At 70.9% G+C, this 26118-nt stretch carries 21 protein-coding genes; 12 read left to right on the top strand and 9 right to left on the bottom strand.

What is annotated here, in order from left to right; genetic code table 11:
* Position 1 precedes the first annotated feature (1 nt).
* A complete protein-coding gene (locus HS109_10180; protein ID MBE7522737.1) occupies positions 2–1345 on the top strand; it encodes a TldE/PmbA family protein in 1344 nt (447 codons plus the stop codon).
* A 36-nt stretch (positions 1346–1381) separates the two neighbouring features.
* Here HS109_10180 and HS109_10175 read toward each other — a convergent pair whose 3' ends face one another.
* The 5 genes from HS109_10175 to HS109_10155 form a co-directional block, all read right to left on the bottom strand.
* Positions 1382–3088 (bottom strand): ABC transporter ATP-binding protein, encoded by a 1707-nt coding sequence (locus HS109_10175; GenBank protein MBE7522736.1) that lies wholly within the window; start codon positions 3086–3088, stop codon positions 1382–1384.
* A gap of 19 nt (positions 3089–3107) precedes the next feature.
* Positions 3108–4301, bottom strand: a complete 1194-nt coding sequence (locus tag HS109_10170; protein MBE7522735.1) for an ABC transporter permease — start codon at positions 4299–4301, stop codon at positions 3108–3110.
* Positions 4302–4315: 14 nt separating this feature from the next.
* Entirely contained in the window at positions 4316–5254 is a 939-nt protein-coding gene (locus HS109_10165) for an ABC transporter permease (GenBank protein MBE7522734.1), read from the bottom strand.
* 189 nt (positions 5255–5443) lie between these two features.
* Entirely contained in the window at positions 5444–7240 is a 1797-nt protein-coding gene (locus HS109_10160; GenBank protein ID MBE7522733.1) for an ABC transporter substrate-binding protein, read from the bottom strand.
* Positions 7237–9018, bottom strand: a complete 1782-nt coding sequence (locus tag HS109_10155) for an ABC transporter substrate-binding protein (protein ID MBE7522732.1) — start codon at positions 9016–9018, stop codon at positions 7237–7239. The genes HS109_10160 and HS109_10155 overlap by 4 nt, the downstream gene beginning before the upstream one ends.
* Positions 9019–9065: 47 nt before the next feature.
* Between HS109_10155 and HS109_10150 the strand changes: the two genes are divergently transcribed.
* Both HS109_10150 and HS109_10145 read left to right on the top strand, forming a co-directional pair.
* Positions 9066–9629 (top strand): DUF2062 domain-containing protein, encoded by a 564-nt coding sequence (locus HS109_10150; protein MBE7522731.1) that lies wholly within the window; start codon positions 9066–9068, stop codon positions 9627–9629.
* A complete protein-coding gene (locus tag HS109_10145) occupies positions 9626–10270 on the top strand; it encodes a DNA-3-methyladenine glycosylase 2 family protein (GenBank protein MBE7522730.1) in 645 nt (214 codons plus the stop codon). The genes HS109_10150 and HS109_10145 overlap by 4 nt, the downstream gene beginning before the upstream one ends.
* Positions 10271–10431: 161 nt before the next feature.
* Here HS109_10145 and lolD read toward each other — a convergent pair whose 3' ends face one another.
* On the bottom strand, positions 10432–11106 hold the full coding sequence (gene lolD / locus HS109_10140) for a lipoprotein-releasing ABC transporter ATP-binding protein LolD (protein MBE7522729.1): 675 nt from the start codon (positions 11104–11106) through the stop codon (positions 10432–10434).
* Positions 11099–12346 (bottom strand): lipoprotein-releasing ABC transporter permease subunit, encoded by a 1248-nt coding sequence (locus HS109_10135; GenBank protein ID MBE7522728.1) that lies wholly within the window; start codon positions 12344–12346, stop codon positions 11099–11101. Before HS109_10135 ends, lolD begins: the two co-directional genes overlap by 8 nt.
* Before the next feature lie 1517 nt (positions 12347–13863).
* On the opposite strand from HS109_10135, the gene recJ reads away from it, so the two are divergent.
* The 4 genes from recJ (at position 13864) to HS109_10115 (ending at position 19344) form a co-directional block, all read left to right on the top strand.
* A complete protein-coding gene (gene recJ / locus HS109_10130) occupies positions 13864–15558 on the top strand; it encodes a single-stranded-DNA-specific exonuclease RecJ (GenBank protein ID MBE7522727.1) in 1695 nt (564 codons plus the stop codon).
* Between the two features lie 307 nt (positions 15559–15865).
* Positions 15866–16606, top strand: a complete 741-nt coding sequence (gene fabG / locus HS109_10125; GenBank protein ID MBE7522726.1) for a 3-oxoacyl-ACP reductase FabG — start codon at positions 15866–15868, stop codon at positions 16604–16606.
* 101 nt (positions 16607–16707) lie between these two features.
* Entirely contained in the window at positions 16708–17286 is a 579-nt protein-coding gene (locus tag HS109_10120; protein MBE7522725.1) for a hypothetical protein, read from the top strand.
* Positions 17287–17340: 54 nt separating this feature from the next.
* Positions 17341–19344, top strand: coding sequence for an ATP-dependent DNA helicase (locus HS109_10115; GenBank protein MBE7522724.1), 2004 nt, complete (start codon positions 17341–17343; stop codon positions 19342–19344).
* 149 nt (positions 19345–19493) lie between these two features.
* On the opposite strand, the gene HS109_10110 is transcribed toward HS109_10115, so the two are convergent.
* Complete coding sequence (locus tag HS109_10110; GenBank protein MBE7522723.1) at positions 19494–20366, bottom strand: outer membrane protein assembly factor BamD; 873 nt, start codon at positions 20364–20366, stop codon at positions 19494–19496.
* A gap of 18 nt (positions 20367–20384) precedes the next feature.
* Here HS109_10110 and HS109_10105 point away from each other — a divergent pair, with 18 nt between their 5' ends.
* From HS109_10105 to HS109_10095, 3 genes are read left to right on the top strand one after another with little or no spacing between them, the layout of a single operon-like run.
* Positions 20385–21341 carry an RluA family pseudouridine synthase gene (locus HS109_10105; protein ID MBE7522722.1) on the top strand — a complete coding sequence of 319 codons (957 nt, stop codon included), beginning with the start codon at positions 20385–20387 and terminating at the stop codon, positions 21339–21341.
* Positions 21338–22141: a peptidoglycan editing factor PgeF gene (pgeF, locus tag HS109_10100; protein ID MBE7522721.1), complete on the top strand. Its 804-nt coding sequence runs from the start codon at positions 21338–21340 to the stop codon at positions 22139–22141. The genes HS109_10105 and pgeF overlap by 4 nt, the downstream gene beginning before the upstream one ends.
* A gap of 34 nt (positions 22142–22175) precedes the next feature.
* A complete protein-coding gene (locus HS109_10095; GenBank protein MBE7522720.1) occupies positions 22176–22967 on the top strand; it encodes a ZIP family metal transporter in 792 nt (263 codons plus the stop codon).
* Here HS109_10095 and HS109_10090 read toward each other — a convergent pair.
* Entirely contained in the window at positions 22905–23120 is a 216-nt protein-coding gene (locus tag HS109_10090) for a hypothetical protein (GenBank protein ID MBE7522719.1), read from the bottom strand. The two genes, HS109_10095 and HS109_10090, sit on opposite strands and share 63 nt — an antisense overlap.
* Positions 23121–23189: 69 nt before the next feature.
* Here HS109_10090 and phaC point away from each other — a divergent pair, with 69 nt between their 5' ends.
* Both phaC and phbB read left to right on the top strand, forming a co-directional pair.
* Complete coding sequence (gene phaC, locus HS109_10085) at positions 23190–24953, top strand: class I poly(R)-hydroxyalkanoic acid synthase (GenBank protein ID MBE7522718.1); 1764 nt, start codon at positions 23190–23192, stop codon at positions 24951–24953.
* 155 nt (positions 24954–25108) lie between these two features.
* On the top strand, positions 25109–25861 hold the full coding sequence (gene phbB, locus HS109_10080) for an acetoacetyl-CoA reductase (GenBank protein ID MBE7522717.1): 753 nt from the start codon (positions 25109–25111) through the stop codon (positions 25859–25861).
* The last annotated feature ends 257 nt before the right edge of the window (positions 25862–26118 follow it).

Here is a 26118-nt window from a genome sequence, read left to right as displayed (position 1 = left end):
CATGGGCGGCGACCCGGTCGAACGCGCCGAACGCCGGTTCGACGGCTGGGTCGACGCGATCCGCGGCGTGCTCGCTCCGGGCGAGCGCTTCATCGCGACCTGCGCGGGCGAGTCCACCGACTTCGTGCGGCTCAACCGCGGCAAGGTCCGCCAGGCCGGCAGCGTGATGCAGCAGGAGCTGTCGATCCGGCTCCTGCGCGGGAAGCGGCACGCGGCGCACACGATGTCGATGTCGGGCGACCCCTCGGAGGACCGCGCGGCGATCGCGGCGGCGATCGATGCATTGCGCGCGGTGCTGCCTTCGCTCGGCGAGGATCCGTACCTGCTGCTGCCCGAAGGCGTGTCGGACTCGCGCTCGACGCGCGGCGGCGGGCTGCCGGCGTCGGAGACGGCGATCGACGAGGCGCTCGAAGCGGCAGCAGGGCTCGACCTCGTCGGCATCTACGCGGCCGGTCCGGTGTGGCGCGGGCTCGCGAACGACGCGGGCCAGCGCAACTGGCACGCGGCGACGACGTTCAACCTCGACTGGAGCCTGTACGACCGCACCGACAAGGCGGTGAAGAGCGCGTACGCCGGCTTCGCCTGGGACCGCGCACAACTCGCGCGGCGCATGGGCGAGGCGCGCGAGCGGCTCGCGCTGGTCGCGCGCGGGTCGAAAGTCCTCGAACCGGGACGCCATCGCGCGTTCCTCGCGCCCTCGGCAGTCGAGGAGATCGCCTCGATCCTGGGCTGGGGCGGCTTCTCCGCGCGCGCGCTCGAGACGCGGCAGAGTTCGCTCACCCGCATGCGCGCCGGCGAGCGCCTCGATCCGCGCGTGTCGATCGTCGAGGACATCGCGGGCGGCGTCGCCCCGGGATTCCAGGCGGAAGGCTTCGCGCGGCCGGCGCGGGTGACGCTGGTGCGCGACGGCGAACTCGTCGGCGCGCTCACCTCGCCGCGCACGGCCCGCGAGTACACGCTCGACGCCAATGGCGCGAACGGCGACGAGTCGCCCGAGGCCCTCGCGATGGACGGCGGCGACCTTCCGCAGGCCGATGCGCTCGCCGCGCTCGACCGCGGCCTGTGGATCGGCAACCTCTGGTACACGAACTACTCGGACCGCCCGGCCTGCCGCATCACCGGCATGACGCGCTTCGCGACCTTCTGGGTCGAGCACGGGCGCATCGTGGCGCCGGTCGACGTGCTGCGTTTCGACGACACGATCTACCGCATGCTGGGCGCGAACCTCGAGGCGCTCACCCGCGAGTCCGAACTCTCGCTGTCCGCCGAGACCTACCACGGACGCCGGTTGTCGTCGGTGCGCGTGCCCGGCGCGCTGGTGCGCGAACTCGCCTTCACCCTCTGACGCCCCGGTGTCCGGCACCGGGTTCGCCGCCCGGGGTCAGGCGGCGGCGCGCTCGCCCTGCCACCCCTTCGGGATGGCGGAGAGGAGGCGGCGCGTGTAGTCCTCGCGCGGGCTGCGGTAGATGGTGTCCGCGTCCGCGATCTCGACCACCCGCCCCTCGTTCATCACCATCACCTCGTCGGAGATGTACTTGACGACCGCGAGGTCGTGCGAGATGAAGAGGTAGGCGAGCTTGAACTCGTCCTGCAGGTCTGCGAGCAGGTTCAGCACCTGCGCCTGCACCGACACGTCGAGCGCGGAGACCGACTCGTCGCAGATGAGGATCTCGGGCTTGAGCGTGAGGCAGCGCGCGATCGCGACGCGCTGGCGCTGGCCGCCCGAAAACTCGTGCGGATACTTGTAGAACGACGCGTCCGGCAGTCCGACCTTCCCGAGCAGGTCGAACACCAGGTCGGTGCGCTCGCGAGCGTCCGCACCGATGCCGTGGATCTGCATCGGCTCGGTCAGGATCTGGCCGATGGTGAAGCGCGGGTTGAGCGACGCGTAGGGATTCTGGAAGATGATCTGGATGCGCCGCTTGTAGGCCATGAACTCGCGGTCGCTCATCGCGAGGATGTCCTTCCCCTCGAAGAGCGCCCGGCCCGCGGTCGCCTCGTGCAGGCGCATCAGCGTCAGCCCCACCGTCGTCTTGCCCGAGCCCGACTCGCCGACGAGGCCGAGCGTGCGTCCGCGACGCAGCTTGAACGACACGTCGGCGGCGGCCTTGAACTCGCGCCGGCCGAAGATCCCCTCGCGCACGAAGAAGCTCTTGCCCAGGCCCTGCACGTCGAGCACGACCGGGTCGGCGGGGGTCACGCCGCGCTTGCGCTCCTCGAGGCGCTGCGGCCCCTTCCCGCCCATGAAGTCGTCGATGACCGGCAGCCGCATCGGACGGTGGTCGAGCGCCGGGCGGCATTCGAGCAGCGCCTTCGTGTACTCGTCCTTCGGCGATTCGAACACCTGCTTCGCCGCGCCCTGCTCGCGGACCTCACCGTTGCGCATGACGATGACGTGGTCGGCGATCTCGCCGACGACCGCGAGGTCGTGCGTGATGAACAGCACGCTCATCTGGTGGCGCTTCTTCAGCTCGGCGATCAGGTCGAGGATCTGTTTCTGGATCGTCACGTCGAGCGCCGTCGTCGGCTCGTCGGCGATCAGGAGCTTCGGCTCGCAGGCGATCGCCATCGCGATCATCACGCGCTGCTGCTGGCCGCCCGACATCTGCGACGGGAACGCGCGGACGCGCCGGCGCGGCTCGGGAATGCCGACTTCGTCGAGGAGTTCGATCGCGCGGCGGTGCGCCGCGCGCGGCGAGAGTCCGCGATGGAGCTGCAGCACCTCGGAGAGCTGGAACCCGACGGTGAACACCGGGTTCAACGAGGTCATCGGCTCCTGGAAGATCATCGAGATGTCGGCGCCGCGCAGGTCGCGCATCGTGCGCAGCGGCAGGCCGACGAGATTGCGTCCGCCGAAGAGGATGCGGCTCCGCGGATCGACGATCGAGTTCTCCGGCGGCAGCAGGCCCAGGATCGAGAGCGCGGTCACGCTCTTGCCCGAGCCCGATTCGCCGACCAGCGCGACGGTGCTGTCGGCCGGGATGTCGAACGAGACGCCCTTCACCGCGTCGAAGGTCGCGTCGCCGCCGAGGCGGAACGACACGCGCAAGTCGCGGACCGAGACCAGCGGCTCGCCGGACGAAGGCATAGCGGTCGGCGTGGCCATGTCAGTGCCCCTTCAGTCCCTTGAGCTTCGGGTCGAGCGCGTCGCGCAGCGCGTCGGTGAAGAGCGAGAACGCGGTGACGAGCGTCGCCATCGCGATCGTCGCCGCGACGAGCTGCCACCATTTGCCGAGGATCAGCTCGTTCTGCGCCTCGTTCAGCATCGAGCCCCAGGAGACGACGTCGACCGGCACGCCGAAGCCCAGGAACGACAGGATCACCTCGGCCTTGATGAAGCCGACCGCGAGGATCGAGAGCTGCACCAGCACCACGTGCGAGACGTTGGGGAAGATGTGGACGAACATGCGGCGCGCGTTCGACGCGCCGATCGCGTCGGCCGCCTGCACGTACTCGCGCGCCTTGTGCTTCAGGTACTCGGCCCGGATCAGGCGGAACACGCCGGTCCAGCCGGTCAAGCCGAGGATCAGGATGATCGTGAGGATCCCCTTCTGCTGCAGCACCGCCGCGACCGCGAGGATCAGGAGCAGGTAGGGTATCGAGTTGAACACCGAGTAGAACCAGTTGAACGCGTCGTCGACGAAGCCGCCGTAGTAGCCGGAGATCGCGCCGAACAGCGTGCCGAGCGCGACGGCGACGATCGCCGACATGATGCCGACGAAGATCGAGGTCTCGGAGCCCTTGATCGTCTTCGCGATCACGTCGCGGCCCCACTTGTCGCCGCCGAACGGCAGCGTCGCCTGACGGAGCTCCGCCGGCGCCGCGGCGGGCGTCACGCCCTTGCCGGCGCGGATGTCCGCCATCACGTCGGCGAGCGGGTCGACGCTCTTCGCGTCGGCCCCGGTCGAGGGCGCGGTCGGCGCCGGCTTCGCGCCGCGGATCTCCGCGATCGCGTCGGCGAGCGGGTCGACGATCTCGCTCTTCCACTCGGCGGCGGGGATCGGGGGCTCGGGCGCGGCGGCGGGCGAGGCCGGCGTGCCCGACTCGGCGTCGGCGCCGATGAACGACGGCGGCGCGTAGTTGACGCCGACCTCCTTCGACCAGTCGCGCGCGATGAGTCCGGTCGCCGAGAGGATCATCATCGCGATGAACGCGGCGACGATCGCGAGCGAGACCATGCCGACGCGGTCGACGAGAAGCCGCCGCCAGGCGAGCGTCCACAGACCGGGCGAGACGTTCTTGGGAACCGCGCGCGAACCGTCGGCGTTGCGCGGCAGCGTGGTGGCGAGGGGAGCGCTCATGGCCGGGGCTCCCGTCAGCGCAACTGCACGCGCGGGTCGACGGCCTTGTACATCAGGTCGGCGAGCAGGTTGAAGACCATCGTCGCGACCGCGACGTACACGGTGATCGCCTTGATGACCGGAAAATCGCTGCGCTCGACCGCGAGGATCACCTCGCGTCCGATGCCCGGGATCGAGAAGAAGCGCTCGATCAGGAAGGCGCCGATCAGAAGGCCCGGCAGCGACGCCATGATGTTGGTGATGATCGGGATCGAGGCGTTGCGCAGCACGTGCACCCACATGATGCGGTTCTCGGAGAGGCCCTTCGCGCGCGCGGTGCGCACGTAGTCCTGGTTGATCTCGTCGAGCACGAAGGTCCGGTAGAGCCGCAGGCTCGGCGCGATCGACACGACGAGACCGATCAGGATCGGCAGCGACGAGTAGCGGACGAGGTTCTCCCAGAACGAGTCACCCCAGCCCTGCACCGGGAACCAGCCGAGCTTGTAGGCGAACACGTACTGGAACACGATGATGTAGACGAGGATCGAGATCGACAGCCCGACCGTGCAGATCACCATCACCGCGCGGTCGGTGAGCGAGCCGCGCACGTAGGCGACCGCGAGCGCGAGGCCGATCGCGATCAGCGCGTCGAGGATCGTCAGCGGCACCAGCACCGTCAGCGACGGCGGCAGGCGGGTGAGGATGATCGAGCTGATGCGCTCGTTGGTGCTCCAGGAGGCGCCGAAGTCGCCGGTGACGATCTGCTTGACGAAGATCCAGAGCTGGACCCAGTAGGGCTGGTCGACGCCGAGCTGCCGCCGGATGTTGTCGATCTGCTCCTGGTTGCTGATCTTGCCGGCGAGCACGTAGGCCGGATCGCCGCCGACCCAGTTGAACAGGAAGAACACGAGGATCACGACGCCCGCGAGCGTCGGGACCATCTGCCACAGGCGCCGGATGATGTACGCCGTCATCGCCTCTCCTCGCCGGAGTCCCGGCCGTTCGCACGGCCGCCGGATCGCATGCCCGCGCTGCTCTGCCCCGCCCTCACACTCCGCGCCCGCCGCACGCCCGGGTGCCCCGGTTCTCGTCCGGCGGGCGCGGATCCGTGTGATGCCGCCCCGCGCGCGGCGGCCCCGCCGCCCGCGCGTCCTGCCCTCCCCCTACTTTCCCTTCGCCGCCGCGTCGACGTCGACGAACTTCCAGTGCGCGTGCAGGATCGGATGCCGGCGGTAGCCCAGCACCCACGGCTGCGCGAGCATGTTGCGGTAGCGGCTCACCGTCAGGCGCCACGGCGCGTAGGCCTCCATCACCTTCGTCATGTCGCGGTAGAGCGCGTCGCGTTCCGGTCCGGGCGGAAGCTTGACGGATTTCTCGTAGAGCCGGTCGAATTCGGGCATCTTCGCGCACGCGTTGTTGCTCTGGAACGTGTTGGGCCCGTAGAGCAGCTGCATGAAGTTGTCGCCGTCCGGATAGTCGGCGATCCACGCGGCGACGCGCATCTGGAGCTTGCACTGCTTCTCGGCCTTCAGGAGTTCCGGGAACTTGTCCTTGTGCACGTCCATGCGCACGCCGATCGCGTCGAGCGACTTCTTCCAGATCTCGTCCTGCTGGCGGCCCAGCGTGTCCGGCCGCGACGACAGCCGGACGGTGAGCGGCTTGCCGTCCGGAAGGGTACGCCATCCGTCCGCGCCGCGCTTGTAGCCGAAGCGGTCGAGCAGCGCGTTGGCGCCCGCGGGATCGTGGACGATGCCCGGCTTCCACGCGCTCTCGTGGCCCACCACGCCCGGCGGGATCGGGTATTTCGCCTCGATCGCCTGGCCGTTGCGGATGACCTTGATCTCCTCGGCGACGTCGTAGCTCATCGCCATCGCGCGGCGGAGCGCGACCTTCTCCTTCGAGAGCCCGCCGACGACCGGATCCTGCATGTTCCAGTAGGTGTAGGAGATCTCCGGATCGATGAGGCGCGAGAGCTTCACGCCCTTCGCCTTCATCTCGGGCCGCAGCGTCGCGCCGTCGAGCACCTTGGGCGCGAGCGGTCCCTCCATGTTCATCAGGTCGACCTCGCCGTTCTGGAACGCGAGGAGGCGCGCCTGGTCCTCCTCGATGATCGAGACCTCGACCCGGCCGACCGCGGGCATCGACTTGCCCTTCATCTCGCGGATCAGTTGCGCGTCCGCCGGGTCGGTCGACGAGAAGTTCCAGGTGAAGCCGCGATAGTGCGGATTCGCCTCCAGCACGATCTTCGAACTGCGCACCCAGCGCACGAGCCGGTAGGGGCCGGTGCCGACCGGATTCGCCTGCGCGCGCCCGTCGACCTCCGCGTACTTCGCGATCACCTCGCGCGCCACCGCGGCGGACGGCTCGTGCGCGAGGATGTAGGGCAGGTTGTAGTCGGTCGCCTCGAGCCGGATACGGATCGTGTAGCGGTCGACCGCCTCGAGGCCGGGCACCTTCGCGTCGTAGTCGAACCTGCCGCTCGCCTTCGCCTTCGCGGCGATCTCGTCCAATCCGACGATCTTGCCCTCGACGAGGAAGGCCCAGGGCGAACGGATCTTCGGGTCGATCAGGCGCTTGAGCGAATAGACGTAGTCCTCGGCGACCAGTTCGCGCGGCTTGCCTCCGAACACCGGGTCGTCGGCGAAGCGGATGCCCTTCTTCAGCCGGATCGTCCAGGTCCTGCCCTCGTCGGTGACCTCGGGCATCGCGTCCGCCGTGAGCGGCACGAGCTTCGAGGGCCGCGCGAGGTAGTCGTAGGTGTAGAGCGTCTCGAAGATGCCCTGCACGAGCGTTCCGGAGTACAGGTCGTGCACCGCGGCGGGGTCGAAGCCGGACTCCGCGGCCGGAAACACCTCGCGGATCACCTTGTTCATGTCCGGCGCCGCGAGCGCGGGCGCCGCGGCCGCCGCGATCAGGATCGCGAACGCGCGGCGCGCGAGTGCGAGCACGATGCGGGTCATGAGCGCGGGGCGAGGTCCATGTAGAGCCACTCGCCGTGCAGGATCGGGTGCTTCTTGTAGCCCAGCACCCACGGGCGGATCATCTGGTTGCGCTCGCGCGACACGTGCATGCCCCAGGCGCCGTCGACGTCCATCTGGCGCGTCATCTCGAGGAACAGCCGGTTGCGCTCCGGCGCGTCGATCGGCAGCGCGCGCATCTTGACGTAGAGCGCGTCGAAGGACTTCGACTCGTAGCAGCCGTTGTTGCTCTGGCCGGTGTTCGGCCCGTAGAGGAGCTGCATGAAGTTCTCGCCGTCGGGGTAGTCGGCGGTCCACGCGGCGCTCCACATCATGAGCTGGCAGGCCTTCGCCTGCTTCAGGTTGTCGGCGAACTTCCCGGCGTCGAACACCATGCGGACGTGGATCGAGTCGGCCGCCTTCTTCCACAGCTCGTTGAAGGTGCGGTCGATCTGCGTGGTGCCGGTCGCCTGGCGGATCACGAGCGGCTTGCCGTCGGGCTGCGTGCGCCAGCCGTCCGGGCCCTTCCTGTAGCCGAAGCGGTCGAGGAGCTTGTTGGCGAGATCCGGATCGTACGGGTTGACCGTGCGGTAGGACGGATCGTGGCCGACGACGCCGAACGGGATCGGCATCTGCGCGCGCACCGCCTGTCCCTTGCGGACCACCTCGATCTCCTCGCGCACGTCGTAGGCCATGATGATCGCGCGGCGCAGCGCGAGCTTCGCCGGCTCGAATCCGCCGACGACCGGGTCGCGGAAATTGAAGAACGTGTAGCTGATGTCCGGATCGATCGCCTTGTAGAGCTTGACGCCCTCGCCCGACCAGCGTGGCAGCAGTTCGCCGTTCGCGCCGATCGCCTGCGGGCGGAACGTGCCCGGCAGCGCCAGCACGTCGAGTTCCTTGCCGCCGAACGCGAGCCAGCGCGACTGGTCCTCCTCGATGATCGAGATCTCGACCCGACCGATCTGCGGCATCTTCTTGCCGCGCATGTCGCGCACGACCTGCTGGTCCCAGGGGTCGTCCGACGGCGCGAAGTCCCACACGAAGCCGCGATAGTCGGGATTCGCCTCGAGCACGATGCGCGCGGCGCGCTTCCATTCCTTCAGGAAGTACGGGCCGGTGCCGACCGGATGCGCGCCGACCTGCTCCTGTCCGTAGTGCTCGACCACCTCGCGCGCCTGCGCGCCGAACGGGACGTGGGCCACCGTATAGTTGAACAGGTAATCCGGCGCGACGAGCCGGATCACCAGCGTGTAGGGATCCGGCGTCTCGAGCCCGGGGATCTTCGCGTCGTAGTCGAACTTGCCGGTCTTCTTCGCCTGCTCGATCAGGCCGTCGAGCCCGACGATGCGCCCCTCGACCATGAAGACCCACGGCGAGCGGTTCTTCGGGTCGGCGTGGCGCTTGATCGTGTAGGCGAAGTCGGCCGCGACGAGTTCGCGCTTGACACCCTTGAACGCCGGGTCGGGCGTGAAGAAGATGCCCTTGCGCAGCTTGAACGTGTAGGTCTTGCCCCCGTCGGTCACCGCGGGCATCGTCTCGGCGACCAGCGGCACGAGCTTCGAGGGACGCGCGAGGTAGTCGTAGGTCAGGAGGCGCTCGAAGATCGCCTCGTTGACCGTGTTCGAATAGAGGTCGGAGACCCGGGCCGGGTCGAAGCTCGTCTCGGCGACGCCGAAGGCGATGCGGTAGACCTTCGCGGGGTCGGCCGCGCTCGCGCCGGTCGCGAGGGCGAGGGCCAGGGCGGCGGCCAACCCCCGGAACAGCGTGACGATCGACATGGACGACCCCGCGAAAAAAGCGGCGCATAGTACCATTTTCCCCACCCATGCTCCGGCAAGCCCTGAGGCAGCAGATCGAGCGGCTCAAGCCCTCGGTCGAGAAGATCACCCGCCATCCATGGGTGCTTCGCTACGTCCCGGCGCTGTCCGACCCGGACCTGTGGCACCTGAACCGCCGCTCGACCGCCCGCGCGGTCGCCGTCGGCCTCCTGTGCGGCCTCATTCCCGGGCCGGTCCAGGTCGCCGGCGCGATCGGACTCTCGCTGCTGTGGCGCGCGAACTTCCCGCTCGCGGCGATCACGACGCTCTACACCAATCCGTTCACCATCGTCCCGCTCTACGTGGTGGCCTACGAGTACGGGCGCCTGTTCTTCCCCGACGCCCCGCACGCCGTCTCGGTGACGCCGCCGACGTTCACGAATCTGTCCGGCTACCTGCCCGCGCTCGTCGCCTGGATGGGGGACCTCGGCAAGCCGCTGGCGGTGGGACTCGTCCTCCTCGCATTCACGCTCGCGACGCTGGGCTTCGTCGCCGTCCGCCTCGCGTGGCGCTGGCACGTCGTGGCCGCGTGGCGCCGCCGCGCACGGCTGCGGGCGCGGACCGCGCAATGAAGCCGCGCTGGTGGGACGACGCGGCGGCCGATCTCGCGCGCCGCGACCGCGTCATGCGCCGACTCGTGCGCGCCCATCCCGGCGTGAGCCTCAGGCGGCGGAGCGACGCGTTCACCGCGCTCGCCCGCGCGATCACCGGACAGCAGATCTCGGTGAAGGCGGCCGATGCGATCTGGCGCCGCTTCGTCGCGGCGGCCGCTCCGGCGGAGACGCGCAAGCGCTTTCCGCGCCTCGACCCGGTGGCGGTCGCGGCCCTCGACGCCCCCACGATGCGGGCGATCGGATTCTCCGAACGCAAGGCCGGCTACGTCCGGGACCTGGCCGACCACTTCGCGAGCGGCAGGCTCGATGCGCGCGCGTGGACGAGCCTCGACGACGAGGCGCTGATCGGCGCGCTCACCGGCGTGCGCGGTATCGGCCGCTGGACCGCCGAGATGTTCCTGATGTTCCACGAGCTGCGGCCCGACGTGTATCCGGTCGACGATCTCGGACTGCGCAAGGCGGTCGCGCAGCACTACCGGAAGGGCGCCGACATGCCGCTCGCCGACATCCGCGCGCAGGGCGAGCATTGGCGGCCGTGGCGCACCGCGGCGACGTGGTACCTCTGGCGTTCGCTCGACCCGGTGCCGATCGAGTATTGACCGGTTCCGCCGCCGGGGCGCGGCGCGCTACGAGAGGGTGGGTCGGCCTTCAGGCCGACGCCGTTTCCGCGCATCGGCACGGATTCCGTCGGGCTGAAGCCCGACCCACAGCCTCATCCCGTGGGTCGGCCTTCAGGCCGACGGGGTCAGCGCCTGCGCGATCAGGCGAGCTTGCCGTCGACGAGGTGGAGCGTGCGGTCGGCCCGCGCGGCGAGGTCGGGATCGTGCGTCACGATGACGAGCGCGGTGCCCGCGGCGCGGTTGAGTTCGACCATCAGGTCGAACACCGACTCGGCGGTGCGCCGGTCGAGGTTGCCGGTGGGTTCGTCGCCCAGCACGCAGCGCGGATTCGTGACGAGCGCGCGGGCGAGCGCGACGCGCTGGCGTTCGCCGCCCGAGAGTTCGCCCGGCACGTGGTCGAGGCGGTGGCCGAGGCCGACGCGCTCCAGCATCGCGCGCGCCTGACGACGCGCTTCCGCCGCCGGCGTCCGCCGGATCGCGAGCGGCATCGCGACGTTCTCGACTGCCGTGAACTCCGGCAGCAGGTGGTGGAACTGGTAGATGAAGCCCAGCGCGCGGTTGCGCACGCGGCCGCGCTCGGCCTCGGAGAGTCCGCCGAACGCGCGGCCCTCCACCGTGACTTCGCCCGCGGAGGGCAGGTCGAGGCCGCCGAGGAGGTGCAGGAGCGTGCTCTTGCCCGAACCCGACGCGCCGACGATCGCGATGCGCTCCCCCGGCGCGACGGCGAGGTCGACGCCGGTCAGCACCGCGACGTCCTGCGGGCCGCCGGTGTAGGTCTTCGCGAGCCCGCGGCAGGCGAGCACCGGCTCATTCATAGCGGAGTGCCGCCGCCGGGTTCACGCGCGCGGCGCGCCAGCTCGGGTAGAGCGTCGCCACGAGCGCCAGCACGAGCGCGATCGCCGCGATCGTGACCACGTCGCCGCGCTGCAGGTCGGACGGCAGGTCGCTGATGTAGTAGATGCTCCGGTCGAGGAAGGCGACGCCGAACGTGCGCTCGATCCAGGGGACGACCGTCTCGACGTTGAGCGCGAGCAGCACGCCGCCCGCGACCCCGATCAGCGTGCCGATGACGCCGATCAGCGCGCCCTGGATCACGAAGATCGTCAGGATCGACGCGGGCGACGCGCCGAGCGTGCGCAGGATCGCGATGTCGGCCTGCTTGTCGGTGACGAGCATCACCTGCGCCGACACGATGTTGAACGCCGCGACCGCGACGATCAGCGTCAGGATGATGAACATCACGCGCTTCTCGATCGCGACCGCGCGGAAGAAGTTCGCGTGGCTCTGCGTCCAGTCGCGCAACTCGGCGTCGAAGGTCATCGTGCGCGCGAGCGAGCGCGCCACCGCGGGCGCCTGGAACAGGTCGGCGAGCTTCAGCCGGACGCCGGTCACGCCGTCGACCCGGTAGAGTTTCTGCGCGTCCGCGAGATCGATCAGCGCGAGGCCGCTGTCGAACTCGTACATGCCGACCTCGAAGACGCCGACGACCTTGAAGCTCTTGACCCGCGGCAACGTGCCGGCAGGCGTCACCGTGCCCTGCGGCGTGATCGCGACGACGGTGTCGCCGACGGTCACCCCGAGCGCGCGCGCGATCTCCGCGCCGAGCACGATGCCGAATCCGCCGGGCTTCAGGTCCGCGAGCGACCCGAGCCGCATCGAGCGGCCGATGTCGGCGACCGTGTCCTCGCGCGCGGGATCGATGCCGCGCACGATCACGCCCCGGTTCACGTCGCCGGCCGAGAGCATCGCCTGCCCGGCCACGTAGGGCGCGGCGGCCAGGACGCGCGGATCGGCGAGCGCGGCCTTCGCGACTGCGTCCCAGTTGGCGAGCGACGGCAGGCCGCGCACCTCGATGTGCGACGCGACCGACAGGATGCGGCTGCGCAACTCCTGCTGGAAGCCGTTCATCACCGAGAGCACGACGATGAGCGCGGCGACGCCGAGCGCGATCCCGGCCATCGAGATCAGCGCGATGAACGAGATGAACGCGTTGCGGCCGGAGCCCTTGCGGGTGCGCGTGTAGCGCAGGCCGACGGCGAGTTCGTAGGGAGACACGGGGAGATTCGTCCGTCCGGCCGACGCGGCGCGCGATTATCGCATGCTAGACTCGAAGACGCGTCGCGGGTTCCCTCGCGATCGCTCGCGGCACCCGCCGATGCGCTTCACCTTCGTCGTCCCCGGACTCGCTTCGCTCGACCGCGCCGCGCTCGCGTCGTCGCGTTCGCTCGCGCGCATCGCGTCGTGGGCGAGCGTGCGATCGGAATCGCGCGGATGGCGGGCCGCGCTGCTCTCGGCGCTCGGCGCGCCGCACACCGACACCGCGCACGACCTCCCGGCCGCGCCGCTCGCCGCGCTCGGCGCCGGCGCGGACCCGCACGGCGGCTTCGCGCTCGCGGCCGACCCGGTCGCGCTCGTCGCCGGCCGCGAGGACGTCGCGATCGCCGGGCGCGTCGACGACCTCGGCGCCGCGGACGCGCGCGCGCTCGTCGCGGCGCTCGACGCGCACTTCGCCGACGACGGACTCGCGTTCGAGGCCCCGCGCCCCGACGCCTGGTTCGCGTTCGCGCGCCGGCGGCCGGACCTCCGCACGACGCCGCTCGACGCGGCACTGGGGAGTGCGATGTCCGGGCTCCTGCCGAAGGGCGGCGACGCGCGGACGTGGCTGCGCTGGGCGACCGAGATCCAGATGCTGCTCGCCGCGCACCCGGTCAACGCCGAGCGCGAACGCCGCGGTCTCGCGCCGATGAACGGCCTGTGGTTCTGGGGCGGCGGAACGCTCGCGGACGTGGGGCTCGTCGCGCCGTTCCGCGCGCACGCACCCGACGGCGCCGAAGGCGACTTCCTGCGCGGACTCGCGCGTCACGCGGGCGGCGAATCGCTCGCGCTGCCGTCGTCGTTCGAGGCCGCGATCGAAGCCGTGCCGGCCGCGCGGCCGGCAACGCACGTCGCCGCGATGCTGCCGCCGGTGGCGGACGCGCACGCGCTCGCGGCCCTCGACCGCGCGTGGCTCGAGCCGGCCACGCGCTGGCTCGAACGCGGACGGATCGCATCGCTCGCGCTCGTCGCCGACGAGGGCTCCGGCGCGGCGGCGACGACCTGGACCGCGCGCCGTGTCGATCCGCTTCGACGGACTGCGTTAGGCCGCCGCCTGGTTGCGTTCGCGCCGGGGCCTCCCCGACGCCGCGACGGGCCGTCGATTCGGCCCGCCGAAGGGCGACCGGACGGCGCGTGCCGATCAGATGCGCTCGCGCGCAGTACGCGCGCGACGCGCGGTCGCCGTGGCCGGTTCGGGCGGCGACGGCGTGGGCTCTCGCGTTCCGCCGACGCGCCAGGCGCGGGATCGCGTCACGCGGGCGGCATCGCTCGCTGCCGTCGTCTAGGCCGCGATCACCGTGCGCGCGCGGCCGCACGCGTGCGCATGCGCGGGCGGACGCCTGCCTCGACCGCCCGCGGCCGCGCTCGACGGATCGCATCGCGTGTGCGACGGCTCGCGCGGCGACGACGGACGCGCGGCCGTCGTCGCGGCTCCGCGCGAGCGTCGCTCCGCGCCGCTTCGCGCCCGCTCGGCGATGATGCCGGCGATCGTCCGCCGCCCGGTGCCCGCGGCGGCGGCCTCGCTCGCCGCGGCCGGCGTCGATCCGGTGCTCGCGCGGCTCTACGCGTCGCGCGGCGTGGGCGATGTCGCCGACCTCGACACTTCGCTCGCCGGACTGCCGCCGCCCGCATCGATGAAGGGCCTCGATGCGGCCGCCGACCGGCTCGCGCACGCGATCGCGTCGCGCGAGCGGATCCTGATCGTGGCGGACTACGACGCCGACGGCGCCACCGCCTGCGCGATCGGCATGCGCGCGCTCGCGGGCATGGGCGCCGACGTGCGCTTCCTCGTGCCGAACCGCTTCGAGCATGGCTACGGACTCACGCCGGAGATCGTCGCGCTCGCGGCAGCACAGTCGCCGAAGCTTCTCGTCACCGTCGACAACGGCATCGCGAGCGTCGAGGGCGTGGCGGCCGCGGCCGCGCGCGGCATCGACGTGCTCGTGACCGACCACCATCTGCCCGGCGAGCGGCTGCCCGAGCCCGCGCTGATCGTGAACCCGAACCAGCCGGGCTGCGCCTTTCCGTCGAAGCACCTCGCCGGCGTGGGCGTCATGTTCTACGTGCTCGCGGCGACGCGCGCGCTGCTGCGCTCGCGCGGCCGCGACGAGGCGTCGCTGCCCAAGCTCGCCGACCTGCTCGACCTCGTCGCCCTCGGCACCGTGGCAGACGTCGTGCGGCTCGACCGCACCAATCGCATCCTCGTCGATCAGGGCCTGCGCCGCATCCGCGCCGGACGCGCGCATCCCGGCGTCGCCGCGCTGTTCGCGGTCGCGTCGCGCGACGCCGCCCGCGCGAGGGCCACCGACCTGGGCTTCGTCGCCGGTCCGCGCGTCAACGCCGCCGGCCGCCTCGCGGACATGGCGATCGGCATCCGCTGCCTCGTCACCGACGACGCGCGCGAAGCGCAGGCGCTCGCGGCCGAACTCGACCGGATGAACCGCGAGCGCCGCGCGATCGAAGCGACGATCGAGGAGGAGGCGCTCGCCGATCTCGAGGAGTTCGCGGCGGAGTCGGCCGGGCGCGCCTCGGCGTGCGTGCATCGGGCGAACTGGCACCCGGGCGTGGTCGGCATCGTCGCGTCGCGCCTCAAGGATCGCGCGCACCGTCCGGTCATCGTCTTCGCCCCGGGGAACGACGGCGAGCTTCGCGGGTCGGGACGATCGATCGCCGGATTCCACCTGCGCGACGCGCTCGACCTCGTGTCCAAGCGCGCACCCGGATTGATCCTGCGCTTCGGCGGCCACGCGTTCGCGGCCGGGCTCTCGCTTCGCGCATCGGACTTCGATCGGTTCGCCGACGCGTTCGAAGGTGTCGCGCGCGAACGGCTGTCGCCCGACGACCTGCTGCAACGCTGCGAGACCGACGGTGAGCCCGCGCCGGGCGAACTGTCGGTCGATCTGGCGGGGCGCCTGTCCGAAGCGGTGTGGGGACAGGGCTTCCCCCCGCCCCGGTTCGATGCCGGCTTCCGGGTCGCCGGCCAGCGTGTCGTGGGCGCGCGGCACACCCGGCTCGTCCTCGACCGGGACGGTGAGCGCTTCGACGCGATCGTCTTCCGCCACGCGGACCCGCTGCCCGGTTCGATCCGCGCGGTCTTCCGGCCCGAGGTCAACCGCTGGCAGGGCGCCGAATCGCTCGAACTCGTGGTCGAGCACTGGGCGCCGGAACCCTGACGGGACGCAGGCAGGCTCCGGTTCAACCCCCGGTGGGCACCTCTCCAGGATCCAGCCTTCGCCGGCCGCCCGGGATGCGCTACACCGCAGCAGGCGTGTGGCGCCGCAGCCGGGCGAAGCGCTCACTTACCCACGGCGCTTTTCGGAGGAATTCGCATAACCTGTTGTTATCACGACGATAAACCAGCATTGGACCGACAGGGATATCATGCGATCGAGACTTGTGCGACGCATCATTTGCGGGTAGATTAGGCCAGTTTGGCCGCGGCCATGCTGCGCTGCGGCCCCAGGCTCCCGGAGGGCACGCATGCGTCTCAAGGACAAGGTCGCGATCATCACCGGCGCCGGCCAGGGCATCGGCCAGGCGACCGCGATGAAGTTCGCGCGGGAAGGCGCCAGGGTCGCGCTCTGCGACATCAATCGTTCGGCGGTCGACGCGACCGTCGAAACCATCGTCGCCAACGGCGGTCAGGCGCTCGGCTTCGTCGTCGACGTGACCGACAAGTCGTCGATCGCCCGGATGGTCGAGGGCGTGATGGGCGCGTGGGGGCGCATCGACACGCTGGTCAACAACGCGGGCATCGTGCAGGACGCGCAGTTCCGCAAGATGACCGACGAGCAGTTCGAGCGCGTGATCGACGTGAACCTGAAGGGCGTCTACAACGTCACCAAGGCCGTCGTCGACATCATGCTCGAGCAGAACTCGGGCTGCATCCTCAACGCATCGTCGATCGTCGGCCTCTACGGCAACTTCGGCCAGACCAACTACGCCGCCACCAAGTTCGGCGTGATCGGGATGGTGAAGACCTGGGCGCGCGAACTCGGCCGCAAGGGCATCCGCGCGAACGCGATCTGTCCGGGATTCATCAGCACGCCGATCCTCACCTCGATGCCGGACAAGATCGTCCGGATGATGGAGGAGAAGGTTCCGCTCGGCCGCCTGGGCAAGCCCGAGGAGATCGCCAACACCTACGCGTGGCTCGCCTCCGACGAGGCGTCCTACATCAACGGCGCGGTGATCGAGGTCTCCGGCGGCGTCACCATCTGACGCATCCGCGGTTCGCCGGGCGCCCGGCCGGCGCCCCGGCTTGAATCTTCCGCATCGACCGGCGTAGGATGCCCGGTTCGTGTCCGGGGGAGTTCCACGTCATGCCGTCTGTCCTGCCCGTCACCGCGCTGGCCGTCCTGGCCGCGCTCGCGTCCCCCGTCTCGGCGCAACGGACGATAGGCGGGAATTCCGGCCCGCAGTACAACTACGTGTGTCCGAACGCGGACGGCGGCCCGCCGCTCGACTGCTACTTCGACGCCGTGCGCCACCTCTACACGATGTGCCGCCACGTCAAGTCGATCGAGATCATCGAGTGGGGCTTCGAGAAATCGCAGGAAGGCGTCAACAACGCCAAGACCATCTCGTGCATCGACAAGCAGCGCGGCAACATGCACAAGCCCTACCAGGCGGCGTTGCGCGCCGCGTCGATCTCGAAGCAGGCGACCGACGCCGTCAGGGACCTGCAGACGGTCTGGGTCGCCTCGCTCGAAGATCTCACGTGGCGTCCCGGCGAGACCGGCGACGACTACCTCACCCGGACGGTGACGCCGTACATGGAGTTCGAGGAGCGGATCGCCGGCATCCAGATCATCGTCGACACCGTCAAGGCGCACGTGCGCCCGGCGCCTTCGAAGTCCGCGGCGCCGAAGGCCGCAACGCCGAAGTCCGCCGCGAAGTAGTCTCCAACCGTCGCCAGTCGCACGCTGCCGGCGGGCGCGCGCGCCGGGTCCGCCATGACTGAGCGCGACGCACCGGTGGTGGATGCGGTCGTCGAAGCGGAGATCGCGGCGGCCTTCGCCGCCGACGGTCCGCTCGCCCGGCGCCTGCCCGGCTACCGGGAACGCCCGCAGCAGGTCGCGATGGCGCTCGCGGTCGCACGCGCGATCGGCACACAGGGGCGTCTCGTCGCGGAAGCCGGCACCGGCACCGGCAAGACCTTCAGCTACCTCGTTCCCGCGCTCCTCGCCGGCGGCAAGGTGATCGTCTCGACCGGCACCAAGACGCTGCAGGACCAGCTCCACGAGCGCGACCTGCCGCTCGTCCGCGACGCACTGCGCTCGCCGGTGACGATCGCGCTCCTGAAGGGCCGCGCGAACTACCTGTGCCTGCATCATCTCGAGCGCACCTCGCGCGAAGGACGGCTGCCGTCGCGCGACGACGCGCGCCACCTCGCGACGATCGCGCGCTGGGCGCACGCGACCGAACGCGGCGACCGCGCGGAACTGGGCGACGTGCCGGAGAACGCGACGATCTGGCCGCTCGTGACCTCGACGCGCGACAACTGCCTCGGCTCGAATTGCGCGCACTACCGCGAGTGCCACGTGATGCATGCGCGCAAGGACGCGCTCGACGCGGACGTCGTCGTCGTCAACCACCACCTGTTCTTCGCCGACGTGATGCTGCGCGACGAGGGGCTCGCCCTCCTCCTCCCCGCGTGCAACACGGTGATCCTCGACGAGGCGCACCAGCTCCCCGACACGGCCACGACCTTCTTCGGCGAGCAGACGACTTCGGGCGCGCTCGCCGAACTCGCGCGCGACGCGGAAGTCGCCGCGCGCACGGCGCTCTCCGACATCCCGGGGCTCCCCGACGCCGCGGCCGACCTGGCTCCCGCGCTGCGCCGGCTCCGACTCGCCGGGGGCGAGCTGCCGGGGAAGCAATCGCGCGAGGTCGCGATGGGCCGCGACGGGTTCGCCGAGGCGCTCGACGAGCTGGCCGCCAGCGTCGACCGCGTCGCGACCGAACTCGGACACTTCGCCGAGCGGAGCGAAGACCTCGCGAGCATCGCGTCGCGCGCGCACGACGCGTCGCTCCGCATCGCGCGCTGGCGCGAAGCCGCCGACGCGCCGGACGACGGCGGCGAGCGGTGGATCCGCTGGCTCGACGTCACGCAGAACGGCTTCCAGCTCCACGCCTCGCCGCTGTCGGTCGCGAACCTGTTCCGGCGCCAGCTCGACGCGACCGCGCGGGCGTGGATCTTCACTTCCGCGACGCTCGCCGTGGGCGGCGACTTCACGCACTACACGCGCGAACTGGGGCTCGACGACGCCGCGACCGGCGCGTGGGAGAGTCCGTTCGACTACGGCGAGCAGGCGCTGCTCTACGTGCCGCGCGGCCTGCCCGAGCCGAACAGCGCCGCGCACACCGACGCCGTGATCGACGCGGCGCTCCCGGTGCTCGCCGCCTCGCGCGGCCGCGCGTTCCTGCTGTTCACGACGCTGCGCGCGCTCGCGCAGGCGCGCGAGCGCCTCGCCGGCGAACTCGCGAAGCTCGGCATCGACGGTCCGCTGCTGGTGCAGGGCGAGGGCTCGAAGACCGAACTGCTCGAGCGCTTCCGTCGCGCGGGCAACGCGGTGCTGCTGGGGAGCGCGAGCTTCTGGGAAGGCGTCGACGTCGCCGGCGACGCGCTGTCGGTCGTCGTGATCGACAAGCTGCCGTTCGCCCCGCCCGACGATCCGCTGCTCGCCGCGCGCCTGAAGCAATTGCGCGACGACGGCGGCAATCCGTTCCGCGACTGGCAGCTCCCGCAGGCCGCGATCGCGCTCAAGCAGGGCGCCGGGCGCTTGATCCGCACCGAGACCGACCGCGGCGTGCTCGTGATCGGCGATCCGCGCCTCGTCGACAAGCCCTACGGCAAGACGCTGTGGCGCTCGCTGCCGCCGATGCGCCGCACGCGCGAGATCGAGGAGGTGCAAGCGTTCTTCGGTGTCAGGAGTCAGGAGTCAGTTGACAGTTGACAGTTCCGGCGGCGATTCCGGTGGCGGCGGATCGACCGCCGTTGATCTGCTTCGGTTGATGAAGGAGATTCACCGCGCTCGACGCGCGGCCACCGGAGACTCCGGCGCCGCTGTCAACTGTCAACTGTCAACTGACTACGGACTCCTGCCTACCACCACTGCCACCACGGCTTCGCCGGCTCCGCACCGGCATCCATCCCGGAGTCGACGCCGCTGTAGATGTCGCTGCCCCAGAACTTCCACCACGGTTTGGTCGGGATGCCCGACAGATACGGGCTCTGCGGGTAGGTGCGCGCGAGGATGGCCTTGGTGTCGTCGCGGAGTTGCACCAAGCCGAGCCTGTCGTACGAACGCCACAGGACGTCGAGCGCGTGCTCGTTCGCGGGCGTCCGCGGATAGTTGACGAGCGACTGCTGCGCCCGTCCCGCGGACGCGACGTACGCGCCGCGGTTGTAGTAGTAGCGTGCGACGTGCACTTCGTACATCGACAGCGCGTTGACCAGGTAGACCATCCGCTGACGTGCGTCGTCGGAGTACCGGCCTTCCGGGAACTTCGCGACGAGTTCCCTGAACGCGGCGTAGGAATCCTTCATCGCCTTGGGATCACGCTCGGAGAGGTCGAACTCGTAGACGTAGCCGAACAGGCCCTGGTCCTCGCGGAAGTTGACGATGCCCTTCAGGTAGTACGCGTACTCGACGTTCGGATGGTTCGGATAGGTCCGGATGAAGCGGTCGAGCGCCGAGATCGCCGTCGGGACCTCGTTCGCGCGGAAGCTCGCGTACGCCCCTTCGAGCATCGCCTGCTGAGCGTAGCGTCCGTACGGATAGCGCGCTTCGAGCGACTGAAACAGCTTCACCGCGCGCGTATAATTGCCCTCCATCATCGCGTCGTGCGCGTTGCGGTAGATGCGCTCCGCGGTCCAGCCCGCGGTCTCGTCCTTGTCGGACGGCAGGAGTCCGCAGCCCGTCGCGAGGAGTGCCGCCGCGAGCAGGGTCGCGAGCGTACGAACGAAGGCGGACATCGGTCGGGAATCGCTGCGTTGAAGAGCGACAAGTATAGCCGACCGGTGCCCCCGGACGGCCTCGCGCTGACCGTGCCGCGCTCGTGCGCGGGCCTGCGGCTCGACCGGGCGCTCGCGGAACTCCTGCCCGACCATTCGCGCAGCCGTCTCAAGGGCTGGATCGTGGCCGGCCGCGTCACGGTCGACGGCGCGCTCGCGCCGCCGCGCCACCGGCTCGCGGGCGGCGAGCGCCTCGACATCGCGCGGGGTGACGACGCGGTGGAGCTCGCCGACGCGCCGCAGGCGATCGCGCTCGCGATCGTGCACGAGGACGCCCAGGTGTTCGTGATCGACAAGCCGGCCGGTCTCGTCGTGCACCCCGGCGCGGGCAACCGCGACGGCACGCTGCTGAACGCGCTGTTGCACCGCGATCCCGCGCTCGCGGCGGTCGCGCGCGCGGGCATCGTGCACCGCCTCGACAAGGACACGAGCGGGCTCATGGTCGTCGCGCGCACGCCGCGAGCGCAGACCGACCTCGTGCGCCAGCTCGCCTCGCGCAGCGTGCGCCGCGAGTACCTCGCGCTGGTCGCGGGCGACCTCGCGAAACCGGTCACGATCGACGCGGCCATCGGCCGCCATCCGGCGCACCGCACGTCGATGGCGGTGGTCGCGCGCGGCAAGACAGCGCGCACCCATGCAACGCCGGTGGAGCGCCACGGCACGACGACGCTGGTGCGCTGCGCGCTCGACACCGGCCGCACCCACCAGATCCGCGTGCACCTCGCGGCGGTCGGCCATCCGCTGGTCGGCGACCCGGTCTACGGCGGTCGGCGGGCGGCCACGGGTGTTCCCGCGTTTCCGCGCCAGGCGCTGCACGCGCAGACCCTCGCCTTCGTCCATCCCGCGACACGCAGGGCGCTCACGTTCGAGTCGCCGCTGCCCGCGGACTTCGCCGCATTGCTCGACACCGTGCGCGCGCGACGGAGCGCACGATGAGCGCGCGCGATGCGCTGCGCGCGCGCGTCGCGGCGGCGGGGCTCGACTGGATCGTCCCGCAGTGGGATGCGCCCGACGGCGTCGTCGCGATCTCGACCACGAGGCGGGGCGGCATGCGCGGCGACTTCGACCCGGGTCCGTCGCGCGTGTCGGAGGCAGCGGATCCGGCCGCCGTCGCCGCCGACCGGGCGCACCTGGCATCGTTCGTTCCCGCGGCTCCGGTGTACCTGCACCAGGTCCACGGGACGCGCGTCGTCGAGATCGACGTGGCCAACCGCACCTCGGCGATCGACGCCCCGCCGCATGCGGATGCTGCGGTCGTCCGCGACGCGGGCATCGCGATCGCGGTGCGCACCGCCGACTGCTTGCCGGTGCTGTTCGCGGACCGCGGCGGAACGGTCGTGGCCGCCGCGCACGCCGGGTGGCGCGGACTCGCCGCGGGCGTACTCGATGCCACGGTGGCCGCGATGCGCGTACCGCCGGGCGAACTCGTCGCCTGGATCGGCCCGGCCATCGGTCCGCGCGCCTTCGAGGTCGGGCGCGACGTGTTCGATGCGTTCACCGTCCGCGAACGTTCGGACGCGGCGTGCTTCGCGCCGCATCGCGACGGCAAGTGGCTCGCCGACCTGCCCGCGCTCGCGCGGCGCGCCCTCGCTCGTCTGGGCGTGGGTCGCGTGGCCGGCGGAGACTGGTGCACCGTCGAGGATCCGGCGCGCTTCTTCTCGTGGCGGCGCGACCGGAGCGCGGGCCGGATGGCCAGCGCGATCGCGCTCTCGCCGCGCGGCGCAGTCGTGCGATGATGCCCGGCCCTTCCGTCCCGCCACGCCGCCACGCATGACGCCGCTCACCTCCATCGTGCTCGCCGCGCTCGCCGGCGGCGTGCTGTCGACCCTCGTCGCCGCGTCCACGCTCGCGCTCGGCCCCGCGTGGATTCCGCGCCTCGTGAGCTTCGCTGTCGGTGCGCTGCTGGGCGCGGTGTTCCTCGAACTCGTTCCGCATGCGCTCGAACACGGCGAGTCGCAGCGCGTGATGGTCGTCATGCTCGCGGGCCTGCTCGCGTTCTTCCTGCTCGAGAAGCTCGTGCTGTGGCGCCACAGCCACGGGCACGTGGCGCACGACCACGCCGCCGACGAGAGCGAGCACGACCACGCGCTGCACGCGCCTCCGCCCGAGGGCGGCCGGTCGGGACTGATGATCCTGATCGGCAACGGCGTGCACAACCTGTGCGACGGCATCGTGATCGCCGCGGCGTTCCTCGCGAGCCCCGCGCTCGGCGTCGCGACGACGCTCGCGATCGTCGCGCACGCGGTGCCGCAGCAGGTCAGCGACTTCGCGGTGCTCGTGCACTCGGGCTACACACGCCCGCGCGCGTTCGCCACCAACACGGCGGCCGGCCTCGCCACGCTCGTCGGGGCGCTCGTCGCGTACTACGCGCTCGCCGACATGCAGCGGGCGCTGCCGGTCGTGCTCGCGATCGCCGCGGCCTCTCTCCTCTACGTCGCGGTGGCCGACCTGATCCCCAGCCTGCACCGCCGGCCGGAGCCGATCGAGACCGCGAAGCAGTCAGCGCTGATCGCGGCCGGCGTCGGCGTCATCGCGCTGGCGCGCGTCCTGTTCGAGTCGTGACCGCGACGCGAGGGCGCGGGCCTTGATCCACGCATGGAGCGCCACCGGCGCCACGCCCGCGAACGCGAAGAACGCGACGCCGCCGATCGCGCTGCCCGACGCGAGCGCCATCGTGCCGACGACGAAGAGCCACGCGGCGATGACGATGTGCACGTCGGCGTCGGCATTGATGGAGGACCGCGCGCACGATACCATCGACGGGACGATGCGCAGAACGACTGCATGAACGCCCACCCGGAACCCGGCGCCGCGATGCCCGTGCCGCCCGCCTGGGCGGCGCTCGCGCAGGAATGGACGCGCCTCGGACAGGAGTGGGGAGCGTGGTGGACGCGTGCGGTGCTCCCGCACGCACCGAAGGACGCGAGCGCCCCGCCCTCGGTGCCTGCCGCCCTTCCGGTCGATCCGCACGCCGCGATGGAGATCACCGAGCGCTACGCCGCGAAGCTGCAGTCGCTCTGGCAGGCGATGGCCGCGGCGGGCGGCGGCACCCCGCCCCGGCTGGTCGAGCCGAAGCCCGGCGATCGCCGATTCGAGGCGCGCGAGTGGCGCGAACTCCCCTGGTTCGCGTGGCTCGCGCAGAGCTACCTCGTGTACGCCGACTACCTGCGCGAACTCGCCGCCGCCAGCACGCTTCCCCCGGAGGACCGGCGGCGGCTCGCGTTCATGACGCGCCAGTTCGTCGACGCGATCGCGCCGTCCAATTTCGCCGCGACCAACCCCGAAGTGCTGGCGGAGGCCTTGCGCACCGAGGGCGCGAGCCTCGTGCACGGCCTCGCGAACCTGGTCGCCGACGCCGGCCGCGGCCGCATCTCGATGTCCGACGAGTCCGCGTTCGAGGTCGGACGCAATCTCGCGGTCACGCCCGGCCACGTGGTGTTCCGCAACGAGCTGATCGAGCTGATCCAGTACGCGCCGTCGACGCCGACGGTGTTCCGTCGCCCGCTCGTGATCGTGCCGCCCTGCATCAACAAGTACTACATCCTCGACCTCCAGCCGTCGAACTCGTTCGTGGCCCACGCGGTCGCGGAAGGGCACACCGTGTTCATGGTGTCGTGGCGCAACATCCCGCCCGAACTGGGACACCTGACCTGGGACGACTACCTCGTCGACGGCGTCATCGCCGCGATCGAGACGACGAAGGCGGTCACCGGCAGCCGGACCGTCAACGCACTCGGGTTCTGCGTGGGCGGGACGCTCCTCGCCTGCGCGCTCGCGGTGCTCGCCGCGCGCAAGGACCGCAGCGTGACGAGCGCGACCTTCCTCACCACGATGCTCGACTTCGCCGATCCCGGCGAGATCGGCGTGTACGTCACGCCGGAGTTCCTCGCCGCGCGCGAACCGGCGCTGCGATCCGGCCAGATCATGCGCGGCTCGGAGCTCGCGGGCGCCTTCGCGAGCCTTCGCGCGAACGAACTCGTCTGGAACTACGTCGTGCGCAACTACCTCAAGGGCAGGACGCCGCCGCCGTTCGACCTCCTCTACTGGAACGGCGACTCGGCGAACCTGCCCGGCCCGATGTACGGCACCTACCTCGCCGAGCTCTACCTCGGCAACCGGCTGACCGAGCCCGGCGCGCTGACGATGGCGGGCGAGGCGATCGACCTGGGCGAGGTCGCGATGCCGGTGTACCTCTATGCATCGCGCGACGACCACATCGTGCCGTGGAAGTCCGCGTGGCGGTCCACGACGCTCCTGGGCTCGACCGACCTCACCTTCGTGCTCGGCGCGTCCGGCCACATCGCGGGCGTCGTCAACCCGCCCGGGCCGAAGAAACGCAGCCATTGGGTGAACGAGCTCCTGCCCGACGACCCCGACGCCTGGTTCGCGCGCGCGGAGGAAGTCGAGGGGAGCTGGTGGCCCCATTGGTGGGGCTGGCTCGCGCCGCACGGTGGCCCGCGGGTCGCTGCGCCGGCGACGCCGGGCAGTCGCGCGTTTCCCCCGCTGGACCCGGCGCCCGGCCGCTACGTGCTCGAAACCGCGCGCTGATCGCTGCGGTGCAGCGAGCGCGGGCCGCGGAGCCTGCGCTACCATGACGCGGTCCTGCCCGCACGGCGGAGAAAGCCCGTGACGCCGGTGCGCGAGGTCCTCGCGCCGCAGGCGTCGACACGACAACCACGAACCCCCAACAAGGAGGCCGCATCATGGTCCTGAAGACTCCGCGCGTCGCACTCGTCACCGGCGGCATGGGAGGCCTGGGCGAGGCGATCTGCATCAAGCTCGCGGCGCTCGGCTACAAGGTCGTCACCACGCACTCGCCCGGCAACACCAAGGCGTCCGAGTGGCTCGACGCGATGAACAAGCAGGGCTACGGATTCCGCGCGTACCCGTGCGACGTCGCCGACTACGACTCCGCCGCGGCCTGCGCGCAGAAGGTCGCCGCCGAGGTCGGCCCGATCGACGTGCTCGTCAACAACGCCGGCATCACGCGCGACATGACCTTCAAGAAGATGGACAAGGTCAATTGGGACGCGGTGATCAAGACCAACCTCGATTCGTGCTTCAACATGACGAAGCAGGTGTGCGACGGCATGGTCGACCGCGGCTGGGGCCGCGTGATCAACATCTCGTCGGTCAACGGCCAGAAGGGCGCGTTCGGCCAGACCAACTACTCGGCGGCGAAGGCCGGCATGCACGGCTTCACCAAGGCGCTCGCGCTCGAGGTCGCGCGCAAGGGCGTCACCGTCAACACGATCTCGCCCGGTTACATCGGCACGAAGATGGTGATGGCGATCCCGAAGGACGTGCTCGACAGCAAGATCATTCCGCAGATCCCGATGGGCCGTCTCGGCAAGCCCGAGGAGGTCGCCGGACTCGTCGCGTACCTCGCGAGCGACGAGGCGGCGTTCCTCACCGGCGCGAACATCGCGATCAACGGCGGGCAACACATGCAGTAGCCGCGGTTCGGGCGGAAGCTTCGTCGCCCTCGCGCACGAGGGCGGCGAAGGTCGCCCGCGCCGTCGCACCGCACGCTGAAATCGCCGTCAGCTTTCGCGCCGCCGCGCGGTCGTCGAGTCCGCGAGGTCATCGGCGCGGCGCGCAGCGCGCGTGCGCCTCCCGTCAACGCTCCGGAGGCGTCGGAAATTCCCGTTGCGCGGGTCGCGGTGTCCGCGCTAGTGTCGCGGACCCGGTCGAAGGCGCGTGAGAAGGGCCT

It is taken from the genome of Burkholderiales bacterium (assembly GCA_015075645.1).
Taxonomy (GTDB): Bacteria; Pseudomonadota; Gammaproteobacteria; order Burkholderiales; family Casimicrobiaceae; genus VBCG01.
Note: the sequence above shows the minus strand (reverse complement) of the source record. Positions and strands in the feature narration are given on the sequence as shown.